Source organism: Psychrobacter sp. 219-2-C, from assembly GCF_049560815.1.
Lineage (GTDB): Bacteria > Pseudomonadota > Gammaproteobacteria > Pseudomonadales > Moraxellaceae > Psychrobacter > Psychrobacter faecalis.
On sequence record NZ_CP186933.1, the window covers coordinates 830,617 to 853,772 of the forward strand.

Consider the following 23,156-nt stretch of genomic DNA (forward strand, 5'->3'; position numbering starts at 1 on the left):
CAATAATTAGGAGACTGTATGCAAGTGCCCGATGCCAAAAACGCTTTATTAATAAATATAAAATCTGCTATAGAAGAAGTTATACAAGCAGAAAACCAAACTATCGGCAGTTTGGCTATGACCGATAAGTTGCGCCGTGAAATATTAACGATTCTAGTCGGTTATAGCGACGAAATCCCTCACCCTGCTAGTGGTGCTAGGGCTATTGCCGGTGCTGAAAATGTTATAAGCGAAGGCGATACGACGAACGCTCAAAACAATAAACAAGCAAGCAAGCCAAATCAGTCTAACACCTTGATTCGATGGCAAGTCTTGGCATACGTGTCGAGCCTAGATTTAACGCTTGCGAAATGGTTTGAATCGCATTTAGATGCGTTAAGTATTTTGCATGAAGTCGGCTACGATAAAGCGCCTCAAGGCTTATGGGCGGTTTGGGCAGCAGAAGGACACCCCGACCCGATACGTTATACAGAGGGAAAAATCAGTGGTAGCAAAGCATGGTGCTCAGGCGCCAACCTCGTGGATTATGGGCTGATGACTTATCGCGATGAGCAGGGACAAGCGCAACTATTGATGGTGGATATGCACCAATCTGGCATTGATATTGATAACAATGCTTGGCAGGCCGTCGGCATGCAAGCCACTGATACGGCAACCATACAGTTCCATGACGTAGACGCCGATAACGTTGGTGCGCCAAATACGTATCTAGAACGGGTAGGATTTTGGCATGGCGCGGCAGGCGTTGCGGCTTGCTGGTACGGTGCGGCCGCTCGCATTGCCATTTATTTAATAACTGCTTATCAACATAAACCCAATGACTATAAAGCCATGTATTTAGGTCAAATTAGCACAGCATTGGCCGTTACTCAGCAGTATTTTTATCATATTGCTGACTTAATAGAGGGTGAACCGCTGCAAAACCATGAACTTGCTATCCGTCAATTACGCGCCAATGTAGAGCAAGTAGCACGCCAAGTGATGGAAAAAGTCGGACAAGCATTAGGGGCCGCGCCATTTTGTGGCAATGCCCATTTTGCGAGGTTAACCGCAGATTTGGCGGTATTTATTCGTCAAAGTCATGGTGCCTTTGATTTACAAAAAATCGGCGAGCTATCTAGCGCTTTCGACCGCGCCGCAATCAGCGATTTGACAGACAGGCAGGACAATATATGGCAACTGTAAACCCCAAAGTAAATGTGGCACGAGACTCTTCTGATCTTTATGTGTATCAGGCAGAAAATAATACTCAAGCCTTAACAGACCATAATGTGATGTCGACGCACTTAGCGCACTTAGTCAAGCCTGATCATCCGATTGTCGGTGACCGCGTCATTGAAGGCGATGGTACTAGCGCCGATGCTTGGCAAAACTGGCAGGGACTGCACGATTTACCTCGACTAGATATAGCGAAAAACTTCCCGCCGCAGCAACGCGTTTGCGTATTTGCGCCTCATCCTGATGACGAAATATTGGGCTGCGGCGGACTGCTGCAACAATTGGCCGCCAACGGCAATCCTATCGTCCTTGTGCACGTGACCAACGGCACGCAAAGCCACCCTGACTCGCAGATTTATCCGCCGCGCCTGCTTGATACTATCCGTCCGCAAGAAAGCTTAGCGGCATTAGAAGTGTTAGGCATTGCTCAGCAGGTGACCTGTATGTCTTTAGCCCTAACCGATGGTGACGTTTTTGCTGAGCGGGCACAGTTTCACCAAAAATTAGCAGCAATTATTCAACCTGATGATATTTTAATCACGCCTTTTGTACATGATGGTCATCCCGATCATGAAGCGACAGGACAAGTAGTCGCCGCTTTCGCTAAGCAACACCAACTCGCCTGTTATCAAGTGTTGATTTGGGCATGGCATTGGGCAAAACCTGCCGATAGTCGTATTCCTTGGCACTGCACGCTCAGGGTGGACTTAACGCCCGAGCAGTTACAGCGCAAAACCGAGGCTATCGCCTGTTTCAAAAGCCAAATAACCGTTGATGAAAGTACAGGCAACCCGCCTATTTTATCGGCTCAAACCATCGCTAGAATCAGCCAACCTTGGGAAGTTTATTTATATGAGCCACAATCTTAAATTGACACCGCCAATGCATGAGGTCGGTAATTTGCAGGTATCTACAACCGACTTACATACTGTTCATACTGATTTGTCGAATGGTAAAAAAGAGACGACAGCCACTGCTTATTCAGAAAGCTATTTTGATGCGTTATACAACGACAATAGCGATCCGTGGCAGTATCAGACCCGCTGGTATGAAAAGCGTAAACGCGATATGTGTCTAGCGGTGTTGCCACAAGCAAAATATACCAGCGCTATTGAATTAGGGTGTGGTAATGGCGTGTTCAGTGCTCTACTTGCCAACCGTTGTCAGACTTTGGTCAGTATCGATGGTAATAAACAGGCCGTGCAACTGGCTAAGCAGCGTTTGGCAGAGGTCGGACATGTAAAGGTTATACAGGGTATCATTCCTGAAATATTACCGACTGCGAAATCGCATTTTGATTTAATTGTGATTAGTGAAATTTTATATTACTTATCGCCAAATGATATTGATACCGTCATCGCTTGGATTCAGCAAAATCTTGCGGTAGGTGGCACATTACTATGCTGCCATTGGCGCTATAACATTGATGGCTTTACCATGACGGGTGAAACGGTACACCAACGTCTGCACCACGCATTTAATAGAATAAGTAATGAGGTAAACTCTGCGCAAATACAGCAAGTTGATAGTCAAAACCCTACCTTTACCCATCAAAGTAAAGTCGTCGATAGCGATTTTTTATTGGATGTGTGGCAACGTTCGGTAGAAACGGTGGCTATGCAAGAAAACTTGGTTTAACGTTAAATCCGCCGAATAAAATGCATGAATACTACAAATATCGCTATCGTCATTCCTGCTCATAACGAAGCGCTGACCATCTCTAAATGCTTGGCATCAGTGCAGACGGCCATTGAGCAGCTGCCCTCTACCATTACCGCCACTGTGCTCGTGGTGCTCGACAGTTGTAGCGATGACACACTCACATTGGTCAAGCACGCTGGCGTGGATTATTTATGCTGTGATTACCGGTGCGTGGGGCAAGTGCGAGATTTGGGCATTCGTCATGCGATTGCCTCTGGCGCGACTTGGCTTGCCTGTACCGACGCTGATTCGCTTGTCACAGCAGATTGGCTAACGCAGCAAATCGCTCATATTAATCATCAGCCGACTGCTATGATATGCGGCGTTGTGAGCGTTGATGACTGGGCGCATTTAACGCCCCAAACCCGCCAAGACTATATCGCTCACTATCAAGATAAGATGGGACATCGCCATATTCATGGGGCAAATTTGAGCTTTAGTAGTGCAGCGTATCTCGCTGTTGGCGGTTTTGCTGCCCTGCCTTGCCATGAAGATGTCGATTTGGTTAAAAAATTTGAGAAGCAAAATTTTGCTATCACTTGGAGCAATCGCGTTCGGGTCATTACTAGCAGCCGCTTACAAGCGCGAGCGGCAGAAGGGTTTGCCGCATTTTTAGCAAACTTAGAAACCAGCAATTCACAGTAATTCATTTTAAAAAGTGCGACAGATTTTATGAAAATAGTGCACTTATGACACGGTGTATACCTTGCTAACACAATGAATCTATCGCTAAGAGTTGGGTAACACTCTACACATCGGGGCTACAGACAAGGCAATTATCCATGTTTATATTAGATTTGTCAGCTAAGGATTTATGCCTGCTGATAACCCATAAGTGAGAAATATAACAAAGCAAATTGATGGGTTTTAGAAAAATCAATGCAATCTAATAATAGGAAAAGGAATACCACTATGAATGAACATACTCTAAAAGGTGATTGGAACCAACTTAAAGGCTCAGTAAAACAGAAATGGGCCGACTTGACCGATGACGATCTCACGCACATCGAAGGCAGCCGCGATAAATTGGTTGGCCGCGTCCAAGAACGTTATGGTCATAGTAAAGAAGATGCCGAACGTGAAGTTGACGATTGGCGCAGCAGTAATAACTACTAGTCTTAGATTTTAAGATTAATTTTAAGATTTAAACATCATTTAAGACTTATTAGTTATTGATGATAAAGCGTATTGGGCATGGTGGGTTTTTACCTATAAGTGTCTAATGCGCTTTTATCGTTAAGGCTCATTATCTTTAATTAATTTATAGCCGATTATGATTTAACACTACCCTCTTCGTCGAATTTCCCTTACTTCTCTTTTCCTTTTCTTAAACCCTCGTCATTTTTTCCTAAAGATTTTCTGAAATTATTAAGTCACTATATTTCGGGGATTTTGCTACTCGTCCAGTAACACAAACCTCTTCTAAATCGTGTTTTACGTACTGACAGCTATGAAATTAGCTGTATAAATTACGTAGTATTACACTCTTAAATATTTACCAACACTTAACAGTCTTAAGGTTACTGAGTTTTATATTACTATTTAACGGGTAATCAAAAAGACAATAATAAATACTACATTATAACTATTAATACATTCGTTTTTCGCATGTGCCTTTCATTCATGCTTTTTCCCCCTATTCTCGTCCGTCGTATGTGCCTAAGGATAAGCCATGACAATTCATAAAAAGAATCTTTTAGCTCCTGCGTCTCTCAGCTTTCAGTTAATGACACGGTCTGAGCCACCAGAACTGGTGATTGCGACTATCCAGTCTTTGCTGGCTGTTAAACAGGCGACTGATGAGATACTTATTATTGATAACAACAATACAGACACCTCACTATATCAGCCTTTGGCCGCTTTTTGCGCCAGTCTAGATTCAGCCCTTAATGTCCGATTTTATCATATTGATGCGGTAGAAGGCTTTAAGGCAGGCGCGTTAAACTTGGCGTTGGGGCTGATGAATCCAGACTGCTCACACATTGTGGTGGTCGATAGTGATTATCAAGCACTTCCGCATGCAAGAATATCTATTGCCAATGCTATTAAGCAATATCCAAACCATACGCTTTTGCAGTTTCCACAGTTTTACCGCAGTGCTGGGCAAGTGGACACGCACAGCGAGCTTAACCATTATTTTAATCATCATTTATACCGCCCCTTTAATCGTAAGCGTGCCCTATCAACAGGCACTTATGCAGTGATACGCCGCGCAGATCTTTTGAGCTTAGGCGGTTGGTCAGGTGTCTCGATTACCGAAGATGCGCAAATGGGCGTCTTGATGCATAAAAGAGGGTTTCGCAGTCAGTTCATACCAGAAGTCATTGCGACAGGTCTCTTACCTACCTCGTTAAATGATTTGATGTGTCAGCGTCGGCGCTGGATCTATGGCAATATGCAGGTGTTAAGCAACTATTTTTCAATAGCCTTGCCCACTAAAATCCAAGATACGAAAAGTCTGGGTAACCGTTTAGCGTATACGCGCGCGCACCTCTCGCAGCTCAGTGCTTGGATAAACTTTACGGGTTTATTTGTATTTTTGCAGCTAGCGACCTTATTTATCCTTGGCTACGCACTTCTAAAAGCTCAACTTTCGGACGTCACGCTCGATATGTCGCTACTCACACCTTTGTACTTAGTCTATGCAAGCTATGGCATTTTTACCATAAGGCGATTATGGGCATATTTACAGGATAAAGCGCCACTGAACAAACAACTCAATCAAAACCATCAGTCTAGTATCAAAATGCGTGTCAGAGCATGGCTGATGCATCTGAACTTTTGGGAACTTGGCGCGCTATCGTGGTTGCCTGTGTTATGGGGAAGTGAAAAACCTTTTGTCTGTACGCCAAAGCAAGCATACATTCGCACTCAAAGCTCATTACGTCGCGCCAATATGGTGGCGTTACCCAAGCTGATTTTGCTGCTTAATATCATCACTGCCGTTATAGTGGCACCGTTTTCGCCGCTTTATTCTCCGTTATTATTTATCTGTGCTTTGATCATTTGTACGTTAAAAATCGGCGCCGCAAAAGTGGCATTTGATAACTTTAGGGTCTCTGAGAAAAATCTGTCCACTATTAGTATTAAGTCTAAACCTACGGTAGCCTTGGCTACTAGTCAGCCTCGTAAACCAACCAAAAGTCTAAAACCATTGCAACCCAAAATGCATACGACATTTGAAGACAAAAAGATTATTAATTCTTAATGGTTGGCTTTAGGCATTGATTTTATTAAATCCTTTTTTACTTATTTACCATAATCGCTCGTTTTACTTTGAGGTACTTATGCCCGTTGCTGACCCTGTTAATTTTATAGAGGCTATTGATAATACTGCTGAACGCCCTGCCCTGTTAGTGGAGAAACCTTTACGCATTGCGATGATTGCTCATTGTTTATATCCTATTGCGCAGCCCTTTGCTGGCGGGCTTGAGATGATTACCCAGCTTATATGTGATGAGCTTGTCGCCCAAGGTCACGAGGTTTTGCTTTATGCGCATAAAGACAGTCAAACGCAGGCCCGCCTCGTCCCGATGCTAACCCGAGAAGCATTTGATAAGATGGTCTATCGGAATGAGCATGAGACTTTAGGCATGAGCCGCGAGGAGATGTATCAGTATCTGGTCTATCAAGATGTGCTACGCGATATCATCGAGCGCGATGAACATGGTGAGATTGACATCGTGCATAATCACAGCCTGCATCATATCCCGATGATGACCGGTCAAGCGTTTGGCTCGCGGTTCTTTACTACCTTTCATACACCTATTTTCCCGCAGTTGCGTTTGGCGCTATTGACCTTGCGTCACGGTACAACCACTCAGTTTACCGCTATTAGTAAACACCAACAGCAGCTATTTTCTGAGTTTGTGCCATCAGAAGTGGTTTATAACGGCATTGATGTAAAATCCTTTGACGCCAATATTAAATCTGCAAATGATTTTACCCGTGAAAATGGTGAAATTTATTTTTGGTTCGGACGTATTTGCCCTGAAAAAGGCACGCATTTGGCCATGCAATACTGTATGGAAGCTGGGAAAAAACTCATCATTGCTGGTCCCAAAAGCAACGAAGCGTATTTTGATGAGCAAGTCGCACCACTATTGGCTAAAGATGGTGAAAATGGCGCGCAAAGACTGTTTGATTATGTCGGTCATGTCACTAAAGACGAGGTAAATCGCTACCTTTGTCAAGCGACTGCCATGCTATTTACCAGCACATGGGATGAGCCGTATGGTTTGACACTGGCTGAGAGCCTAGCCTGCGGTACGCCAGTGATTGGCTTTGATGTCGGTGCTAGCGCTGAGATTGTTACACCAAACACTGGCGTTATCGTCGCTAAGGAAGATAAAGACGCTTTTATCAAAGGCTTTACTAAGATTAAGAGCATCTCACGCCAAGCCTGCCGAGAACGCGCCTTACAGTTTTGTTCCGTAGCAGCCATGGTAGCAGGCTATTTAGACTTGTATAAAGCAGCAGTAGCAGAAAGCGAGCAGAAAAAGATTCAGCAGAAAAAAGGCGTTGAAGCTCCAACAGATGCACATTTAAAACTGAATCCATTTATCCACAGAAATGGCAAAAACAAAAAAGCAGAGTCAATAATCGGTTCAAGCAGTGGCTTAAATAACATAATGGAGCGAGGTTAATGCGGCTTGGTTATTACGCTCATCATCACGGCTCAGGGCATTGCCGCCAAATCGATAAGCTTGCTGCCTTATTACCCACTGAAGCAAGACAGCAATTAACGGTATTTACTAGCGTAACCTCTGATGCTTATATGTTTGCCGCTATAGATGAAGCGCAAGTTGTACGACTACCCGCCGAAGATGAACGTGCAGATGATGTACTCGCTGGGCGCGCAGGACAAAATTGGCAACCAGCCAGCCTGCATTATTCGCCCGTGGGTAATAGCGATATTCAGCAGCGCAGCCATAAAATACTCGATACGATTTATCAGCGCCGCATTGATTTGATGATTATTGATGTCAGCGTTGAAGTCGCCATGCTATGCCGCGCCGCCAGTGTTCCTTACCTTTATGTCAGACTGCCAGGTATTCGCGATGATGTGCCGCACCTAAACGCTTTCGCTGGTGCGCTTGCTTTGCTTGCCCCCTATCCTCGCACATTAGAATCTACTAAAACTCCTGAATGGATAAGTCAAAAAACCCTCTATCTTGATTTTATCAACACTCAGCAAAAAAATGCGCAAACTTACCAAGATTTTATAAAAGACTTAATGCAGCTGATCACTGATAAAAAAGCACTCTCTTTGATGCTAAATGATAAGGATAAAGATACGCCAACTATCGTTACCGTCATTAAAGGCTACGGTGGGCATCAAGCTATTGATGCAAAACTGCCCGAGCTGCGGCAGCTTTTGCCACGTGCCTTTATTATATCGCTTGGTCCTATCGACGAGGATAAACGACATTATGTTGACATCGCAGTCGACGTAAGTGATGTAACGCCATTCATCGAACATAGCGATTATCTACTGATGGCGTGCGGTCTAAATGCCGTCGCCCAAGCCTATGATTATGCGACGCCACTGGTCGTCCTACCTGACGACCGTCCTCACCAAGAGCAAGAGGTAATGGCAGAGGCGTTGATAGCCCAAGGACGCGCATTCAGTTGGCAGCAATTTAAAGACTTAATGATAGCAAGCGTCACACACAAGCTAAGTGGCAAAACTGTCAATCAATCTGCACGAATCCAATCCTTATCAAAGCCTGATAATGCAACACTTAAGCAAAAATCTGTACAGACAGCTCAAGCGTTTATGCAGAGTATGGCCGAGTACCCAACGACTAAAGCTTGGTTTGAACAATGGTTGCTGCCGCAGCTTGCCTTAAAGCCTGAACGTTAAAAGCAATGACTATCAATAACGTCACAGCAAAAATATAAAAGCCAAATTAATACGAGAGGCACTGACAAACAATGACCGTAAAACCCATCACCAATTCCAATGCGGTTTCTGAGCATATGCCGGTAACGGTGATCACGACTTGTTATGGACGCAATCGTCACCTATATAATCTGCTCAGTAGCCTCGCAAATGGCAGCGTTCAGCCCGATGAAGTTATTATTGTCAATGATGATGCCGACCCTAAACGTCTGGCTGATTTTGCTTTAAACATTGTCAAGATTCCGACGAGCGCAGGTTTAGTGGACAGCGCAGACCATCAAACGTTAGAACATCAAACGTTAGAAAAATCGGACAAAACGGAATTTGATATCGGTCATAATCGCAATATTGGCGCCGCGCGTGCCAGCCATGACACGCTGATATTTTTGGACGTTGACTGCATCGTAGCGCCGAGCTTTATTGAACAACTAAGCGCAAAGTTAAGCCAGTATCCAAATGCTCTACTGATGGGACAACCGCTCTATTTGACGCGACCTTTATCAAACGAGGAAAGCTTGGCGTTGCAAAAGGGCGCGCTGACTAATAATTACTTAAACCATCTATCTGTTTATAATCCTTATCGTGATAACTTCGATGCGAAACAATCGATTTCTACTGAGGCAGCACCGACAGCTATTAAAAAAACAAATGATTACGGCGCTTTTTGGAGTTTATGCTTTGCGATTAAACGTGAACAGTTTGAGCAAATAGGGGGTTTTGATACGCAGTACACTGGTTATGGCGCAGAAGATACCGACTTTGCCTTTACTGCCTTTCAGTTAGATATTGATTTTTATCTGACCGCCGACCTTATTTATCATCAGCAGCACGCTGTCTATCGCCCGCCTCTCAATCATTTGGAAAGCATTATCGTCAATGCCAATCGTTTTTATCAAAAATGGCAATGCTGGCCTATGGGCGGCTGGCTTGAACAGTTCTGCAAAATGGGATTGATTGATTGGACGAACGAGCAATCAAATTCGATTACGCTGTTACGCCAGCCTAGCAGTAAGGAGATAGAGTTGGCTTATTGTCCCGATGCCGCCTACGTTTAAATTACCAATCTCCCCTTGCCTAATACTGGCGTATGATCTCCACCTCTGGCGGCGGCGAACTCATTTCACGGCGCTCAAATTCCCAATTATGCCCTTGCCAAAAATGCGCGGTTTTATCGTTGTCATTAAAACCTATCATTAATAATTGCAGCGGTAGCGGTGCTTTTTGCAGCAGCTGCACATGCTCTCGCGCCGCTAGCAACAAGCGATACAACAAAAAGCCTGAAGAAGGGGCTGAAGAGTGAATATCTGTAAAGTAAGGATAGTCCTCAACGACCGGATGGCGCTCCGATAACACGCTATGATGCGCCGCATCCTGCAACAACACTTGCACCGCCGGTGGTAACGTCAGTATGCGATCATCATCAATCGGGTCATCATCGGGACTTGGGTCATCACTGGGCAAAGGAAATTGATAAGGCCGATTGCTCAGTAAAATACCTAATGGTGCCGCTTTTGCCATGCGCTTCATCACCGCGACATTGTTGCTCCTTGGTGGCAAACCAAAATGCAGTTTACTATCGCCAATCTGGCGAAAAAACAACAATTTAGGCAGGCTACTGGCAAGCGGGTGGTTGGCAAAAAAATCAGCATTAATAAAATGGTTAAATAGCACCAAAACATCGTCAGGACGTAATAACTGCTCAAGTTTATCAGTGCTAATAGAAGGGTTATTGGCGATAAAGACGATACGTTTATTTTGCTTTAACGCGTTTTGGATGTTGAGTGGCAAGGCTGTAAATGCGGCGGCTTCTTTGCTTATTTTATTCAAATTATCCTCATAATTAGGGGCTGGTTATTGCGATATTAATAATTTGTTATCGAACAAATTTTCAAAAACTCAAGTCTGTATAAATGACTTACCTTTCTACCTTAATATACCTCACTTTTTCATAGATAAAAGCCTATCCAAAAATAATATTCATTGTATTGTATTGACTATTTACCTTAAAACTCATTTTCTAAAACCCTTAACTACCCTTATATAAAAAACACTTATCTTCAATCCATCAAATCAACATTTTTATTTATATATTGATAATAATTATCATTTGTAATATTATTCGCATCCATAGTTACACCCATTTTACGCTATGTTGCTATTTCCTATATTTAAACACCTATTCTTTTATTGATCATTTATTGAGGTTTTTATGCGCTTATCCCGTCTTAGCCAAGCAGTGGCACTTATCAGCGCGACTTTGATGCTAACTGCTTGTGGCAATGATTCTGATGACACCACAATCATTGATGGAACGCCGCCACTTTTGACCACTGATAGCAATTTTACCGATGGCTATAGCGCGGTGGCGGCAATATTTGTTTCTGGGCAAGTGCAAGATAGCAGTGGCATCAAATCGTTGACATATAAGCGCAACGAAGAGCCAGTGCAAAGCTTAGACTTTGATACAAACGGGAATTTTGACGCGCGTATTTTATTGGCATTGGGTAGCAATAAAATCACTTTAGAAGCCACAGATAATAACGGCAACATCATGCGCTCGACCAAAACTGTCTATCTAGGCGATACTGTCGCGGCGGGTGGCTCACATACTGCTGCTCTGCGCGATGGAAAACTGTATGGTTGGGGGCGCAATAATTATGGGCAAACAGGTCTGGGAATGACGACGAAAATTGCCGACGCTATGGGTCATCCAAATACTCCCATGCTGATGCACAGTGCGCCAAAAGACCTGGTGTCTATTAAATTTAATCAAAATCATTCGCTGGCGCTAGATGCTAAAGGTCAGGTTTATAGTTGGGGCGAAGATATTTCTGGGCAATTAGGACGCGGCGAGACTGGTCGCAATGACTGTAGTAAAACAGAAGACTGCCGCCTAGATATTGGCGCTATCGCTGGTATTGATAATGCGCTGATGGTAGCAGCAGGTTACAATCATAACTTGGTACTGACCAAAGACGGCAGCGTGTGGGCGTTTGGTGCTAACACCCAAGGACAGCTTGGTAATGCGACAACGATAGAGAGCAGCACACCAGTAAAGGTTGATTTTTCAGCAGCCTCTGACATCGGGCATATCGTGCAAGTGGTGGCCAGTGCCAATAGCTCGTACGCCTTAGATGATAAAGGTCAAGTTTGGGGCTGGGGCAGCGACGCCTATGCCAATCTAGGTCGCGGGCAAGAATGTAACCAAGCCAATAACTGTATCAATGTTAATGCAAGGCCGATTCGTATTGATGTTCTGAGCGGCAATACCAACGCTCATACCAATGTTGACGTTCATACTACTAACGCTATTGTCCCTACTCCTCAGCTTGCCTCTGACCCAAGCATTGGCACTGAAAAAGTGACCCAACTTGCCGCTGGACGCGACCATGTATTGGCGCTAACCAATAAGGAAGCGATCTACGCTTGGGGGCTTAATGCCAGTAGCCAAATAGGTTATAACGGTAAGCATTTCAAAGGCACTCAAAGCGCTTGGAAAAGCACCATTGTTAAGCCAACCAAACTTCCATGGTTTACTGATAAAAATATTCGCCGTATCTATGCCAATGGCAATGCCAGCTATGCGCTGCTGGACGATGTGCCATCGAACAATGGAACAACAGAAAATGGCTCAGCGACAGACGGTATCCTTTATGCGTGGGGTATGTTTGGGGAAACAAATAGCGCAGGCAAAACTGTCTATAAGGATTTAGATGAGCCGACCAATAAATTACCTAACTTAAAAAATATCGACAATATGGCGATGGGCGTCATGCACTTGATCGCCCATGAAAAACCTCTGCAGCAAAATACCAATACTAATACCAATACCTCGCATAGAGACGGTCAACTCTTTACATGGGGTTGGAGCTTTGAGGGCTCACTCGGTAATAAAGACACTACCCACGTTTGGATGTATAACACTCCTATGCCAGTCAATTTACCAAGCCAGCTATAAACGCGACTTATCTTTAACATGAGTATGCAATAGCAAATGTAGTGAACAAGGGCAGCCAAATTCATGTTGCCCTTGTTAAATTATGGTTTTGTTAATTTCTGCTTACTCATCTTTGGTATTTTTTTTCATAATTTAATAAATGATATTTTTAGCCATTTTAGGTCTTACCATGTCTCTACTACCTCATTCACCAAATCACTGCTCACCAAACCTTTCAAATCCTCTCTCTACTCTTTTATTCCCTGTCATACGCCGTGCGCTATTTTGTTTAACGGTAACTTTACTACTAAGCGCTTGTGGCGGCTCGGACGGTTCCGATAACTCAAACAATGACAGCTCTAACACCCCGAATTTACCTAGCCAGCCTACGCCGCCAACTATACCTGAAAACCCAGACAGCCCAAACAATCCTGCAACTGATATCAATTGGCTACCAGCCGGTGGCAACGCGACCATCGCTGCCGATATCTCAAGGCCATTTTTACAGATTATGCCCAATCTGCCAAGCAGTGCCTTGGGCGGCGTATCGCCAGGTCGTGAGCTCTTTATCACCGAATGGACGCCAGCCAACCAGGGTCGCGTGCTCTTTGATGGCGTTGGCCCCTTATTTAACGCCAATGCCTGCACCCAGTGCCATAGTGCTGAAGGACGCAAACCCATTTATGCGGCAGATGGCGAGCTAAGTGACGCTATATTATTTAGGCTCGGCAATAAACAAGGGCTTGCGCACACTTATTACGGCGAGCAAATGCAACATCAAAGTATCGATGCCAGCATCGCAGCCGAAGGTAAAATGCGCTACACCATCACAGCGAGTAATGGCAACCAACCTACCGGTATCCAGTTTAACTTTAGCGCAACCGACCCCAATCAGCCGCTGGGAGATACCGCTATCAGTGGGCGCATCTCACCGCAATTGGTCGGCATGGGTTTGCTCGACCTAATTCCTGAGGCGGATATCATTGCGGCAGCTGACCCTGACGATAACAATCAAGACGGCATTAGTGGGCGCGTACATTGGGTACAGGATGGCAAACAGCGGCGCATTGGCCGCTTTGGCTGGAAGGCGATTAACTCAAGCCTACGCACCCAAAACGCCAATGCCATGTCACAAGATATGGGTTTGACCACTTCCGTATTTATGGATCCCAATTGTACAGCCAATCAGCCGATTTGTTGGACAGCGCCCAATGGCGGCACGCCTGAGGTTTCAGACAGCAGCTTGGATGCGGTGACCGATTTTATGGCCGCCTTGGCAGTGCCTGAGCGCCGAGTGGCTGATTTATCGACCTTTAATAAAGGCGCGCAGCTCTTTACCCAAGTGGGCTGCGCGAGCTGTCATACGCCAAAACAAAAAACGGGCGCTAGCGGGCGCTTTCCGCTGCTCGCCCAGCAAACTATTTATCCTTATACCGATTTATTGCTGCATGATATGGGCAAAGGTTTAGATGACGGCGTTAAAGAAAAAAATGCCGAAAGCTATGAGTGGCGTACACCGCCATTATGGGGCATCGGTATTGTCGCACGTGACCCAGAAGCACGGTTTTTGCATGATGGTCGCGCCAGCAGCTTGACAGAAGCGATACTTTGGCATGGCGGTGAAGCAGAAAGTACTAAGACACGTTTTAGACAATTACCTGCCACGCAACAACAAACGCTGCTAAGTTTTTTAAACGGCATTTAATAATCATTATGACAAGGTGAAATAAAAAAGACCGCTAGAGTGGTCTTTTTTATGACGTAAATGTTAATAGCATAAATTTTGTTGCCATACTCATTTTATGATAAAAAGATTATTGCAAATAGCCGTTTTTAGCCATGATGTTTGGCGGCAACTCAGTTTCGCCCAAGGCTTCTAGCAAATTAATCTCGATATTCCTTGATAAAGCGGTCAGCGGTAATTGGTTGGCTGCCAGCCCAAAAGGCTCTTCCAACTCTTCACTGAGCGCGTCTAAACCAAAAAAGGTATAAGCAATAACGCCGCAAATCAAAGGCGTCACCCAGCCTAAAGAAGAAACCAGACCAAAAGGCAGCATAAAGCAGTACAAATACGTCGTGCGATGCACCAGCAGCGTATAAGCAAACGGTAATGGCGTGCTATGAATACGCTCACAGGCGGATAAAACCACCGTCATCGAATTGATGCGCTCGTCCATATTTTGCAGCATAAGATCTGACGTCAAGCGCTGATGCCGACAATAGCCAAGCTCTTTACCGAGCAGACGCAGCAGATAATCCGGCAAATTTTGCGCCTGTTGCATGCTGGCATGATAAACGGGCTCAACAAAACGCTCCACATCTTGCCAAGGCGCACTGTCACGCAATCGATGACGCAGCGCATGAGTAAAAGCGATGCTTAAATATACCAGTCGGCGTTGGCTATCGTGCCCTTTCTCACTCTCATCATCTATATAAGACAGCACTTGACGAGTAAAGCTGCGCGTATCATAGACCAATTGCCCCCATAGTCCTCGAGCTTCCCACCAGCGCTGATAACTGGCGTTATTGCGAAAACCTAGAAACAGCGATAAGGCTATCCCAAGCAAGGTAAACGGCGCGACGCTATAAGAAGAAAAAGAGCTGGGAAATCCGTGCTGGATATTGGTGATAAAGGCACTAATCAGGCTAATGAGCAAAATCTGCGGATAGACCTTGGGCAGAATGGAGCCACGCAAGGTAAAAAGCAGTTTGATGGCGCTTGGCTTTTGCTTGACGATCATTTTAACGTCCTAACGAATGATGCTTATAATTGGTACTTATAGAGTAAAACTAGCGTTTTTACAGGACGAAATGATAACAGACTAAAGAGGTATGAGCAGAAAAAACAGCGATTTATCCTATTTTAATTGGCTAGAAATTTTTACTACGTACTTATTCAATAAATTTCTACAAAATCATCGGTTGTTATAATGATGTAAGGATAGCAGGTACAAGGATACACGGCAGCTGTCAGCGCTTAAAAATTCGATTATAGTAGGCAGGTAATAATTATTTAAATAAAAAAACTCAAATAAATCGAGGGAATACACCATGAAAAAATTAGGATTACTTGTCGCGGTATCGGTGGGCTTAAGCGCTTGTGCAGGTGGTATGAGCGGTGGCAGTACGCCGGGCAATTCAAATAATATTGTCACTCAATATCCCGTCGAAGCAGCCATGCTCAATATTTACACCAAAGCCCGCAGTCAAAGCCTAGTGGCGAACGTCGGCAATCAAAAAGCCTCTGCTGACATCAAAGTCACGCCCAAAGGCAGCATGGTATTTAACAATAAACAAGTCCAAGGCGCTGAAGTAAATACCATTAATAAAGTCAACAATCAAGTCACTGATCAATCAGTCGCCATTAATTACTTTACCCTTAATCCATTGGTATTCCATGGTTTCACTGACAGCTCAGGTAAATACTCGATCTCTAATCAGACCACAACCATTCCCAAAATGGCAACGGTTGGTTCATCAAGCAAATTGATTACTGAAGATGTCTATGCCGATAGAAGCATGCGACAAAAAATAGGCACTTATAATCAAGATTGGTCTTTGAGCCGAGACAGCAATAATACCGCGTGGTTTTGTATAGAAACCTCGGCTAACTTACTACTCAGTAACGATCCTAACGGCAGCTCGTCAGAATGCTATAAAATCAATGCGCGCGGTGATATTCTGGATAGCAAAGTAACGATTAGCCAGCCGTCTACAAACGGCACTAAAACCATTACCTTTACCAGTCGATAGTTTTTATAAGCTGATGGCTGTTATAAGCTGACAGCCATCAATTTGTCAATTATTTAGGAATTCTATGGATCAAATGAGTGAATGGGTACTCGGCATCATGGCAAAGTTTGGCTACTTTGGCATTATATTTGCCATGTTTGCTGAAAACGTTTTCCCGCCTATTCCATCTGAGGTTATCATGCCCGCTGCTGGCTTCGCCGCTTCTAAAGGCGATATGAGCATTGTCTTAGTCATTTTAACTGGGACGCTTGGCGCGGTACTGGGTGCGCTACCCTTATACTATTTGGGTCATAAATTCGATGAGCCGCGCTTGGTCGAGTTCACTGAAAAGTACGGCAAATACGTGTTTATAAAACCTACTGACATTACCGATGCCAATGCATGGTTTGACAAACATGGCAAAATGGCAGTGTTTTTTGGGCGTATGGTGCCGGGCGTGCGTTCGCTAATTTCCATCCCTGCCGGTATGAATAAAATGGCGTTATTACCGTTTTTGGTGCTAACCGCTTTAGGCGCCAGCATTTGGACCGCGATATTGGCACTAGCTGGGTATTACTTGGGTCAAAACTATGACGCTGTCGCAGGCGTGTTAGCCCCCTATTCTAAGGCCATCGGTATATCAATCGTGGTTGTTATTATCGGTTTACTCATCAAGCGTCGTCTGTCTTATCGAAAAAATAGCAATAATGACAAAAATTCCGATCAGCGTTGAATATAAACTGTCTGCCACTCTTACAATACTAACCCAACTTACTATAATAGCTAAGTTTAATAACCACTTAGCTTCACTAATTTGGAGCAGAATTTTCAAATCCTAAAATGCTTATCTCAGCGTTTAAATCTTAATTCTTAAAGTCTTTACTCCTCTCTTTTCTAGTGCATCAAATCTTAAGAACACCTAATTAAATTTATAACTCATCAGTATAAAAAGCGTGAACGAATATTGCGCAAATAATTCGCTTATTTATAAACATTCATTTAATATATATCTTATAGAAGCCAATTTAGAAGCTCACCGCTTTTATAATTTTATTGTCGCATCTGATCATTTCTATAGTGATTTTCGTTTTATCTAACTATCACATTAGGATGATAAGAACCGATATAAATCGAGCTTTGTTAAATGAGCCACTTATTTTCAATTTTTGGAGAGCCTTATGCGTCTTTTTAACTCTACAACCTCTCAGCCTCAAGCCCTCAGCTATTCTAAACTTGCATTAGCTTGTCTTCTTGCTCTTGGTACGGTAGGAATGGTCGGTTGTGATAAATCAACCCCTGATAAGGCCACAGCAACCAGCGTGGAAACCACTCAAACCACAAAAGACAGCAAAGCGCCAACCACCAAAAATGGCGAGCTACCAGTGATTGATGCGGTTATCACCCATGCGCCTGAAGTACCACCACCCATCGATCGTGACTATGCGGCAAAAGTCATCGTAAAAATGGAAACTGTAGAAAAAACCATGCGTCTAGCAGATGGCGTTGAGTACAACTTCTGGACATTTGACGGTCAGGTACCAGGACAATTTATTCGCGTACGTCAAGGCGATGAAATTGAGTTCCATTTATCAAACCACCCTGATTCAAAAATGCCGCACAATATTGACTTACATGCGGTGACAGGTCCAGGGGGCGGCGCTGCTGCTTCGTTTACCTCTCCTGGTTATACCTCAGAGTTTAACTTTAAAGCCTTAAAACCAGGCTTGTATGTCTATCACTGTGCGGTAGCGCCCGTCGGTATGCACATCGCAAACGGTATGTATGGCCTAATTTTGGTTGAGCCAGAAGGCGGTTTACCAAAGGTTGATCGTGAATTTTATGTCATGCAGGGCGATTTTTATACCAAAGGCAACTATGGCGATAAAGGACTGCAGCCTTTTGATATGGAAAAAGCGGTAAAAGAGCAGCCAGATTACGTGTTATTTAACGGTTCAGTTGGGGCGCTCACCGGTGAAAACTCATTGAAAGCCAACGTCGGTGAAACGGTTCGTCTATTCGTTGGTAACGGTGGTCCTAACTTGGTGTCCTCATTCCACGTGATTGGTGAGATATTTGACAAGGTCAATATGGAAGGCGGTAGCGCTGAAAACCATAATGTTCAAACCACCCTTATCCCCGCAGGGGGCGCTGCGATTACCCAGTTCAAAGTAGATGTCCCAGGCGAGCTTGTGATGGTTGACCACTCTATTTTCCGGGCATTTAACAAAGGTGCGCTTGGTATCATCGATGTCAAAGGTGCAGAGGACAAGAAAATATATTCAGGAAAAGTGCGTGAAGACGTCTACTTACCTGAAGGCTCAGCGGCACAAAGTCTTGGTAAAACCAATGCGCCAGCGCCTGTCGTGACCGCTGCCAACAAGCAAGAAAGAATTAAAATGGGTGAGTCTATTTACGCTAGTAACTGCGCGGCTTGTCACCAATTAAATGGTGCTGGTATACCAAAAGCCTTCCCACCATTGGCCAAGTCTGACTACCTTAACCAAGACCCAAAACGCGCCGTCGATGCTATCTTGCATGGCTTGACGGGTAAAATTACCGTCAACGGCGAGGAGTACGACAGTGTCATGCCAGCTGTTGCCCTAGATGATGAAAAAATCGCCAACGTCGTTACTTATATTATTAACAGTTGGGGCAATAAAGGTGGTGAAGTGACGCCAGAAGAGGTCAAAGCTGCTCGTAAATAACCTAGAAAGCTACGCTAGTTAATAGGGTTGCAATTAGACTGTTCGATGAAAAAACTCTCATTGAACAGTCATTTTCAATACTGTATCTGATTGAACAAGCGTTTGGCACCGTCCTTTTTTTGGTTTACTAGGAGATTAGTTATGTTATGGACTTACATTACTAACACTCGCAAAAGCAACACTCGCAGCATTGAGATTCAAAAAAACAACACTCTAAATATGAACGCTCGGAATATTGTGCATACAACCGCTCGCCCGCTCGCACTGTTATTGGTCGTTAGTGCTCTGAGCGTGACAACCGACTTTGCGTTGATAAGCACGCAAGCGCAAGCAAAAGAGCTGACTATTCAGCCCGGCACTTATCGTCCGTTATATTTGAGCAAAAATTCACCATTGGTGGCAGTCGATACATTCAAAATTGATGAGCTACCCGTCACCAATATACAGTTTTATCAATTTATAAAAGAAAATCCAAAGTTTCGCCAACGTGCCATTGCACCTATTTTTGCCGATTCTGGTTATCTAAAGCACTGGATCAATACCAAAAATATCTCTGTGCCTAAAAAGGCGGATTTCCGTAAGCCTGTAGTCAATGTGTCATGGTATGCCGCCAATCAGTATTGCCGTGCGCAAAACAAGCGCTTACCAACGGTTGAACAGTGGGAATATGTCGCACAAGCTTCTACTAGCAATAAAAATGGCAGCTTGGAGGCCGGTTACAACCAGCGCATTCTTGATTGGTATGGTAAGTCTGCTGGCAACAAAGACCAGCTTGCCGATGTCGGACAAAGCCCTGCCAACTATTGGGGCGTCAAAGACATGCACGGTTTGATTTGGGAATGGACAGAGAATTTTAATAATAGCTTGGTCACTGGCGAATCACGTTCAGACAGCAATCTAAACCAAGAAATGTTTTGTGGCTCGGGTGCAGCAGGTGCGGTCGACCCAAGTGATTATGCAGCCTTTATGCGCTATGGTTTTCGCTCAAGCTTAGAAGCCAAATACACGGTCAGCAGCCTAGGTTTTCGCTGTGCTAGTAATTAACTTGCCCTAACATAGCGCTCTACTTTAACCTAGCACCCTTTTAACACAGCGCCCTACTTTTTATGCTCAATTAAATTTAATGGTATTTAAGGATTGCCTTATGAAAACAATAAAAACTATGCAAAATACAAGTTCAAAAAATACAGTAACTCAGCCATTGTCTCATCTGGCTTATGCTATCAAACTGGCTTTGACTACTGGGCTCTGTATTGGCTTACTCGCCTGTAGCGATCCTGACGCGATTAATTCGGCGACGACGCAAGACAGTCAAGCTGATACTACTTCTGAATCTAAAGTCGCGACAGATAATCATCACGACATGAAAGGTAAGGATCATCAACAGATGAATCATGCCGATATGAATGCCCAAGAACCAGCAGAAGCGCTCGGGCAAGAGTATTCTATTTATCAAGCAGGCGGCGACTGGACAGATCATCGTGGCAATACCTTTGAGCTTGATAAGCTTGAGGGTAAAAATCAAGTGGTGGTGATGGCTTATACCAGCTGTCAGCATACCTGCCCTATCTTGGTGCAATCCATGAAACAGATGTACAAAGAGATGACGCCTGAAGCACGTGCGCAAACGGAGTTTTTACTGGCGACTTTGGACACGGAGCGCGATACCGTTGATGTGATGAAAAACTTTGCTGAGCATAATAATCTTGGTGATAACTGGCGCCTGATTCGTAGCGATGAAGCCAGCACCCGCATGCTTGCCAACACCTTAAATATCAAATATCAATTTGCCGATAATGGTGATATTAACCACTCTAATCTGATATCTGTATTAGATAAAGACGGTCGTTTGGTCGCCCAAGGCGTTGGGGTTGCCGACTCTGGCATTGAGCCATTGATTGAGTATTTAAACAGCCATAGTTAAGCATTTAAAAATCATACTTGTAACCTTTACTTTTAAATTTACCTGTATCTAAAAGACAAAGAAACACCGCTTATCTACTAACAGACAAGCGGTGTTTTTCATTGTGTTATCAGCTACGGCGCTGATTTTGGCGTTAAGCCTTTCAGTAAGTATTTAGTTAAGCACTGAAACCTAAACCGCCAAAGCCAAACCTTTTTTGACGCGCATATCGCCGGTTTCAACATAACGCTGATGCCAAGATAAAGATTCATCGAGCAAATGCGGCGTTTGCATGCCAGCCGTCTGTGCAGCACGATCATAATAATCTTGTAGCATTGGACGATAGTCTGGATGTGCACAGTTATCAATGATTTTTTGCGCGCGTTGACGTGGTGACAAACCACGCAAGTCCGCCAGACCTTGCTCAGTGACGATAATCATCACATCATGCTCAGTATGGTCAACGTGTGACACCATGGGCGTGATGCATGAAATAGCGCCGCCTTTAGCAACTGACGGGCTGACAAACATTGAGGTAAAGGCATTACGCGCAAAGTCGCCAGAGCCGCCCAAACCATTCATCATATTGGTACCCATGACGTGGGTTGAGTTGACATTACCATAAAGGTCACACTCAATCATCGCATTGATAGCGAGCACGCCAAGACGACGCGATACTTCAGGATGGTTGGTGATTTCTTGTGGGCGCAAAATAATACGTTTGCGTAATTCTTCGATATTGGCATTAAAACGTGCTAATGCCTCTGGGCTTAATGACATCGCCGTTGCCGACGCTTGGGTCATTTTGCCTGACATAATCAAATCTAACATACCGTCTTGCAATACTTCGGTATAGCCAGTTAAGTTTTCAAACGGACTGGCTTGTAAGCCCGCCAATACTGCATTGGCAACGTTACCTACACCAGATTGAATCGGTAATAAGTTGGCTGGCATGCGACCTTTTTTCACTTCTTCATGGAAAAAGTCGATAATGTAGCCGGCAATTTTGGTTGAGCACTCATCAGGATCGGCAAACTTACTATTGCGGTCCGGTGAATCGGTTAAGACCACGGCGACGACTTTATCCAAATCACAAGTTAGGTACGGCTCGCCAATACGCTCACCCGGTGTGGTAATCGGAATCGGTTTACGATGCGGCGGCAAACCAATGTCATCAAAAACATCGTGCATACCTTCTAACAATAAGCTTTGGCGGCTATTTACTTCTAAAATAATTTGATCGGCATTGTGCAACCATGCGTTATTGGTACCGATAGAGGTAGATGGAATCAGGCGACCATCTGGCAAAATACCGGCCACTTCAACCACCGCCATGTGCATGTCACCATAAAAACCAAAGGTGCTTTGCTGAGCGACGTGTGATAAATGCATGTCAAAATAATGCGTTTCACCAGCGTTGATTTGCTTACGTAGCGCAGGCTCTGACTGATAAGGCGTGCGCATCTTGATACCATTGGCTTCAGCCAAGACGCCGTCGCATTCTGCAGCGGTCGATGCGCCGGTTAATAAACCGATTTTGAATTCTTCGCCGCGAGCTTGCGCCGCTTTTATACGCTCTGCTAACGCAGCTGGGACGGCTTTTGGATAGCCTGCCCCTGTGAAACCGCTCATTCCAACATTCATATCATGCAAGATAAATGTTGCTGCTTGCTCTGCTGACATGATTTTTTCACGCAAACCTTCGTGACGAACGCGCTCTTCGTGGCTAATTGCACTCATACCTTTTTTCCTAGTAACTTCCCTATTAACACCAAACCCTCAAAATAATGAGACGTTTGATACCGAAACAGCAATAAAATACAATGGAGTATATTAACAACTTTGGTATAAAAGACAAGTTGCTTGTCTTAAATTTTAATTTACGTCCTTAAAGACTACTTTCATCAATTAACAATAGTTCATAAAATTACAAGAGATGAGATTTGTTTTTTGATTATTTCTAAAGCAATAACTTGAAGCTTTTTAGCTATATAAAGTTAAAAAAACTCAAATAACTATACAGTAATTAAAAATACTATTAACTAAATTTTAAAA

The 23,156-nt window shown here is 44.1% G+C and carries 19 protein-coding genes; 16 read left to right on the plus strand and 3 right to left on the minus strand.

Annotated elements, in window-relative coordinates:
• The first annotated feature begins 18 nt into the window (after positions 1–18).
• From ACPEGP_RS03345 to ACPEGP_RS03385, 9 genes are all read left to right on the plus strand, one after another.
• A complete protein-coding gene (locus ACPEGP_RS03345; RefSeq protein ID WP_423813926.1) occupies positions 19–1,185 on the plus strand; it encodes an acyl-CoA dehydrogenase in 1,167 nt (388 codons plus the stop codon).
• A gap of 89 nt (positions 1,186–1,274) precedes the next feature.
• Positions 1,275–2,087: a PIG-L deacetylase family protein gene (locus ACPEGP_RS03350; protein WP_423814237.1), complete on the plus strand. Its 813-nt coding sequence runs from the start codon at positions 1,275–1,277 to the stop codon at positions 2,085–2,087.
• On the plus strand, positions 2,071–2,856 hold the full coding sequence (locus ACPEGP_RS03355; RefSeq protein WP_423813927.1) for a class I SAM-dependent DNA methyltransferase: 786 nt from the start codon (positions 2,071–2,073) through the stop codon (positions 2,854–2,856). Before ACPEGP_RS03350 ends, ACPEGP_RS03355 begins: the two co-directional genes overlap by 17 nt.
• 24 nt (positions 2,857–2,880) lie before the next feature.
• Positions 2,881–3,564, plus strand: a complete 684-nt coding sequence (locus tag ACPEGP_RS03360) for a glycosyltransferase (protein ID WP_423813928.1) — start codon at positions 2,881–2,883, stop codon at positions 3,562–3,564.
• A gap of 267 nt (positions 3,565–3,831) precedes the next feature.
• Positions 3,832–4,035, plus strand: a complete 204-nt coding sequence (locus tag ACPEGP_RS03365) for a CsbD family protein (protein WP_068404893.1) — start codon at positions 3,832–3,834, stop codon at positions 4,033–4,035.
• Positions 4,036–4,591: 556 nt separating this feature from the next.
• A complete protein-coding gene (locus ACPEGP_RS03370; RefSeq protein ID WP_423813929.1) occupies positions 4,592–6,127 on the plus strand; it encodes a glycosyltransferase family 2 protein in 1,536 nt (511 codons plus the stop codon).
• A gap of 79 nt (positions 6,128–6,206) precedes the next feature.
• Positions 6,207–7,565 carry a glycosyltransferase gene (locus tag ACPEGP_RS03375; RefSeq protein WP_423813930.1) on the plus strand — a complete coding sequence of 453 codons (1,359 nt, stop codon included), beginning with the start codon at positions 6,207–6,209 and terminating at the stop codon, positions 7,563–7,565.
• Positions 7,565–8,785, plus strand: a complete 1,221-nt coding sequence (locus ACPEGP_RS03380; RefSeq protein ID WP_423813931.1) for a hypothetical protein — start codon at positions 7,565–7,567, stop codon at positions 8,783–8,785. The genes ACPEGP_RS03375 and ACPEGP_RS03380 overlap by 1 nt, the downstream gene beginning before the upstream one ends.
• Before the next feature lie 71 nt (positions 8,786–8,856).
• Entirely contained in the window at positions 8,857–9,879 is a 1,023-nt protein-coding gene (locus ACPEGP_RS03385; protein ID WP_423813932.1) for a glycosyltransferase family 2 protein, read from the plus strand.
• A gap of 19 nt (positions 9,880–9,898) precedes the next feature.
• On the opposite strand, the gene ACPEGP_RS03390 is transcribed toward ACPEGP_RS03385, so the two are convergent.
• Complete coding sequence (locus ACPEGP_RS03390; RefSeq protein WP_423813933.1) at positions 9,899–10,651, minus strand: hypothetical protein; 753 nt, start codon at positions 10,649–10,651, stop codon at positions 9,899–9,901.
• A gap of 382 nt (positions 10,652–11,033) precedes the next feature.
• On the opposite strand from ACPEGP_RS03390, the gene ACPEGP_RS03395 reads away from it, so the two are divergent.
• Together ACPEGP_RS03395 and ACPEGP_RS03400 are read left to right on the plus strand one after the other, a co-directional pair.
• Positions 11,034–12,782, plus strand: coding sequence for a chromosome condensation regulator RCC1 (locus tag ACPEGP_RS03395; RefSeq protein WP_423813934.1), 1,749 nt, complete (start codon positions 11,034–11,036; stop codon positions 12,780–12,782).
• Positions 12,783–12,951: 169 nt separating this feature from the next.
• Positions 12,952–14,466 (plus strand): di-heme oxidoredictase family protein, encoded by a 1,515-nt coding sequence (locus ACPEGP_RS03400; protein WP_289050175.1) that lies wholly within the window; start codon positions 12,952–12,954, stop codon positions 14,464–14,466.
• A 109-nt stretch (positions 14,467–14,575) separates the two neighbouring features.
• Here the strand turns inward: ACPEGP_RS03400 and ACPEGP_RS03405 are convergent, their stop codons facing one another.
• On the minus strand, positions 14,576–15,502 hold the full coding sequence (locus tag ACPEGP_RS03405) for a bestrophin family protein (protein ID WP_102076288.1): 927 nt from the start codon (positions 15,500–15,502) through the stop codon (positions 14,576–14,578).
• Between the two features lie 310 nt (positions 15,503–15,812).
• Between ACPEGP_RS03405 and ACPEGP_RS03410 the strand changes: the two genes are divergently transcribed.
• The 5 genes from ACPEGP_RS03410 (at position 15,813) to ACPEGP_RS03430 (ending at position 21,122) form a co-directional block, all read left to right on the plus strand.
• A complete protein-coding gene (locus ACPEGP_RS03410; protein WP_068404911.1) occupies positions 15,813–16,514 on the plus strand; it encodes a hypothetical protein in 702 nt (233 codons plus the stop codon).
• Between the two features lie 64 nt (positions 16,515–16,578).
• On the plus strand, positions 16,579–17,226 hold the full coding sequence (locus ACPEGP_RS03415; protein WP_423813935.1) for a DedA family protein: 648 nt from the start codon (positions 16,579–16,581) through the stop codon (positions 17,224–17,226).
• 445 nt (positions 17,227–17,671) lie between these two features.
• Positions 17,672–19,198 (plus strand): copper-containing nitrite reductase, encoded by a 1,527-nt coding sequence (nirK, locus tag ACPEGP_RS03420; RefSeq protein ID WP_423813936.1) that lies wholly within the window; start codon positions 17,672–17,674, stop codon positions 19,196–19,198.
• 141 nt (positions 19,199–19,339) lie between these two features.
• Positions 19,340–20,242: a formylglycine-generating enzyme family protein gene (locus ACPEGP_RS03425; protein WP_423813937.1), complete on the plus strand. Its 903-nt coding sequence runs from the start codon at positions 19,340–19,342 to the stop codon at positions 20,240–20,242.
• A gap of 100 nt (positions 20,243–20,342) precedes the next feature.
• Positions 20,343–21,122 (plus strand): SCO family protein, encoded by a 780-nt coding sequence (locus tag ACPEGP_RS03430; protein WP_423813938.1) that lies wholly within the window; start codon positions 20,343–20,345, stop codon positions 21,120–21,122.
• A gap of 171 nt (positions 21,123–21,293) precedes the next feature.
• On the opposite strand, the gene ACPEGP_RS03435 is transcribed toward ACPEGP_RS03430, so the two are convergent.
• Positions 21,294–22,841 carry an acetyl-CoA hydrolase/transferase family protein gene (locus tag ACPEGP_RS03435; RefSeq protein ID WP_102076275.1) on the minus strand — a complete coding sequence of 516 codons (1,548 nt, stop codon included), beginning with the start codon at positions 22,839–22,841 and terminating at the stop codon, positions 21,294–21,296.
• Positions 22,842–23,156 lie beyond the last annotated feature (315 nt).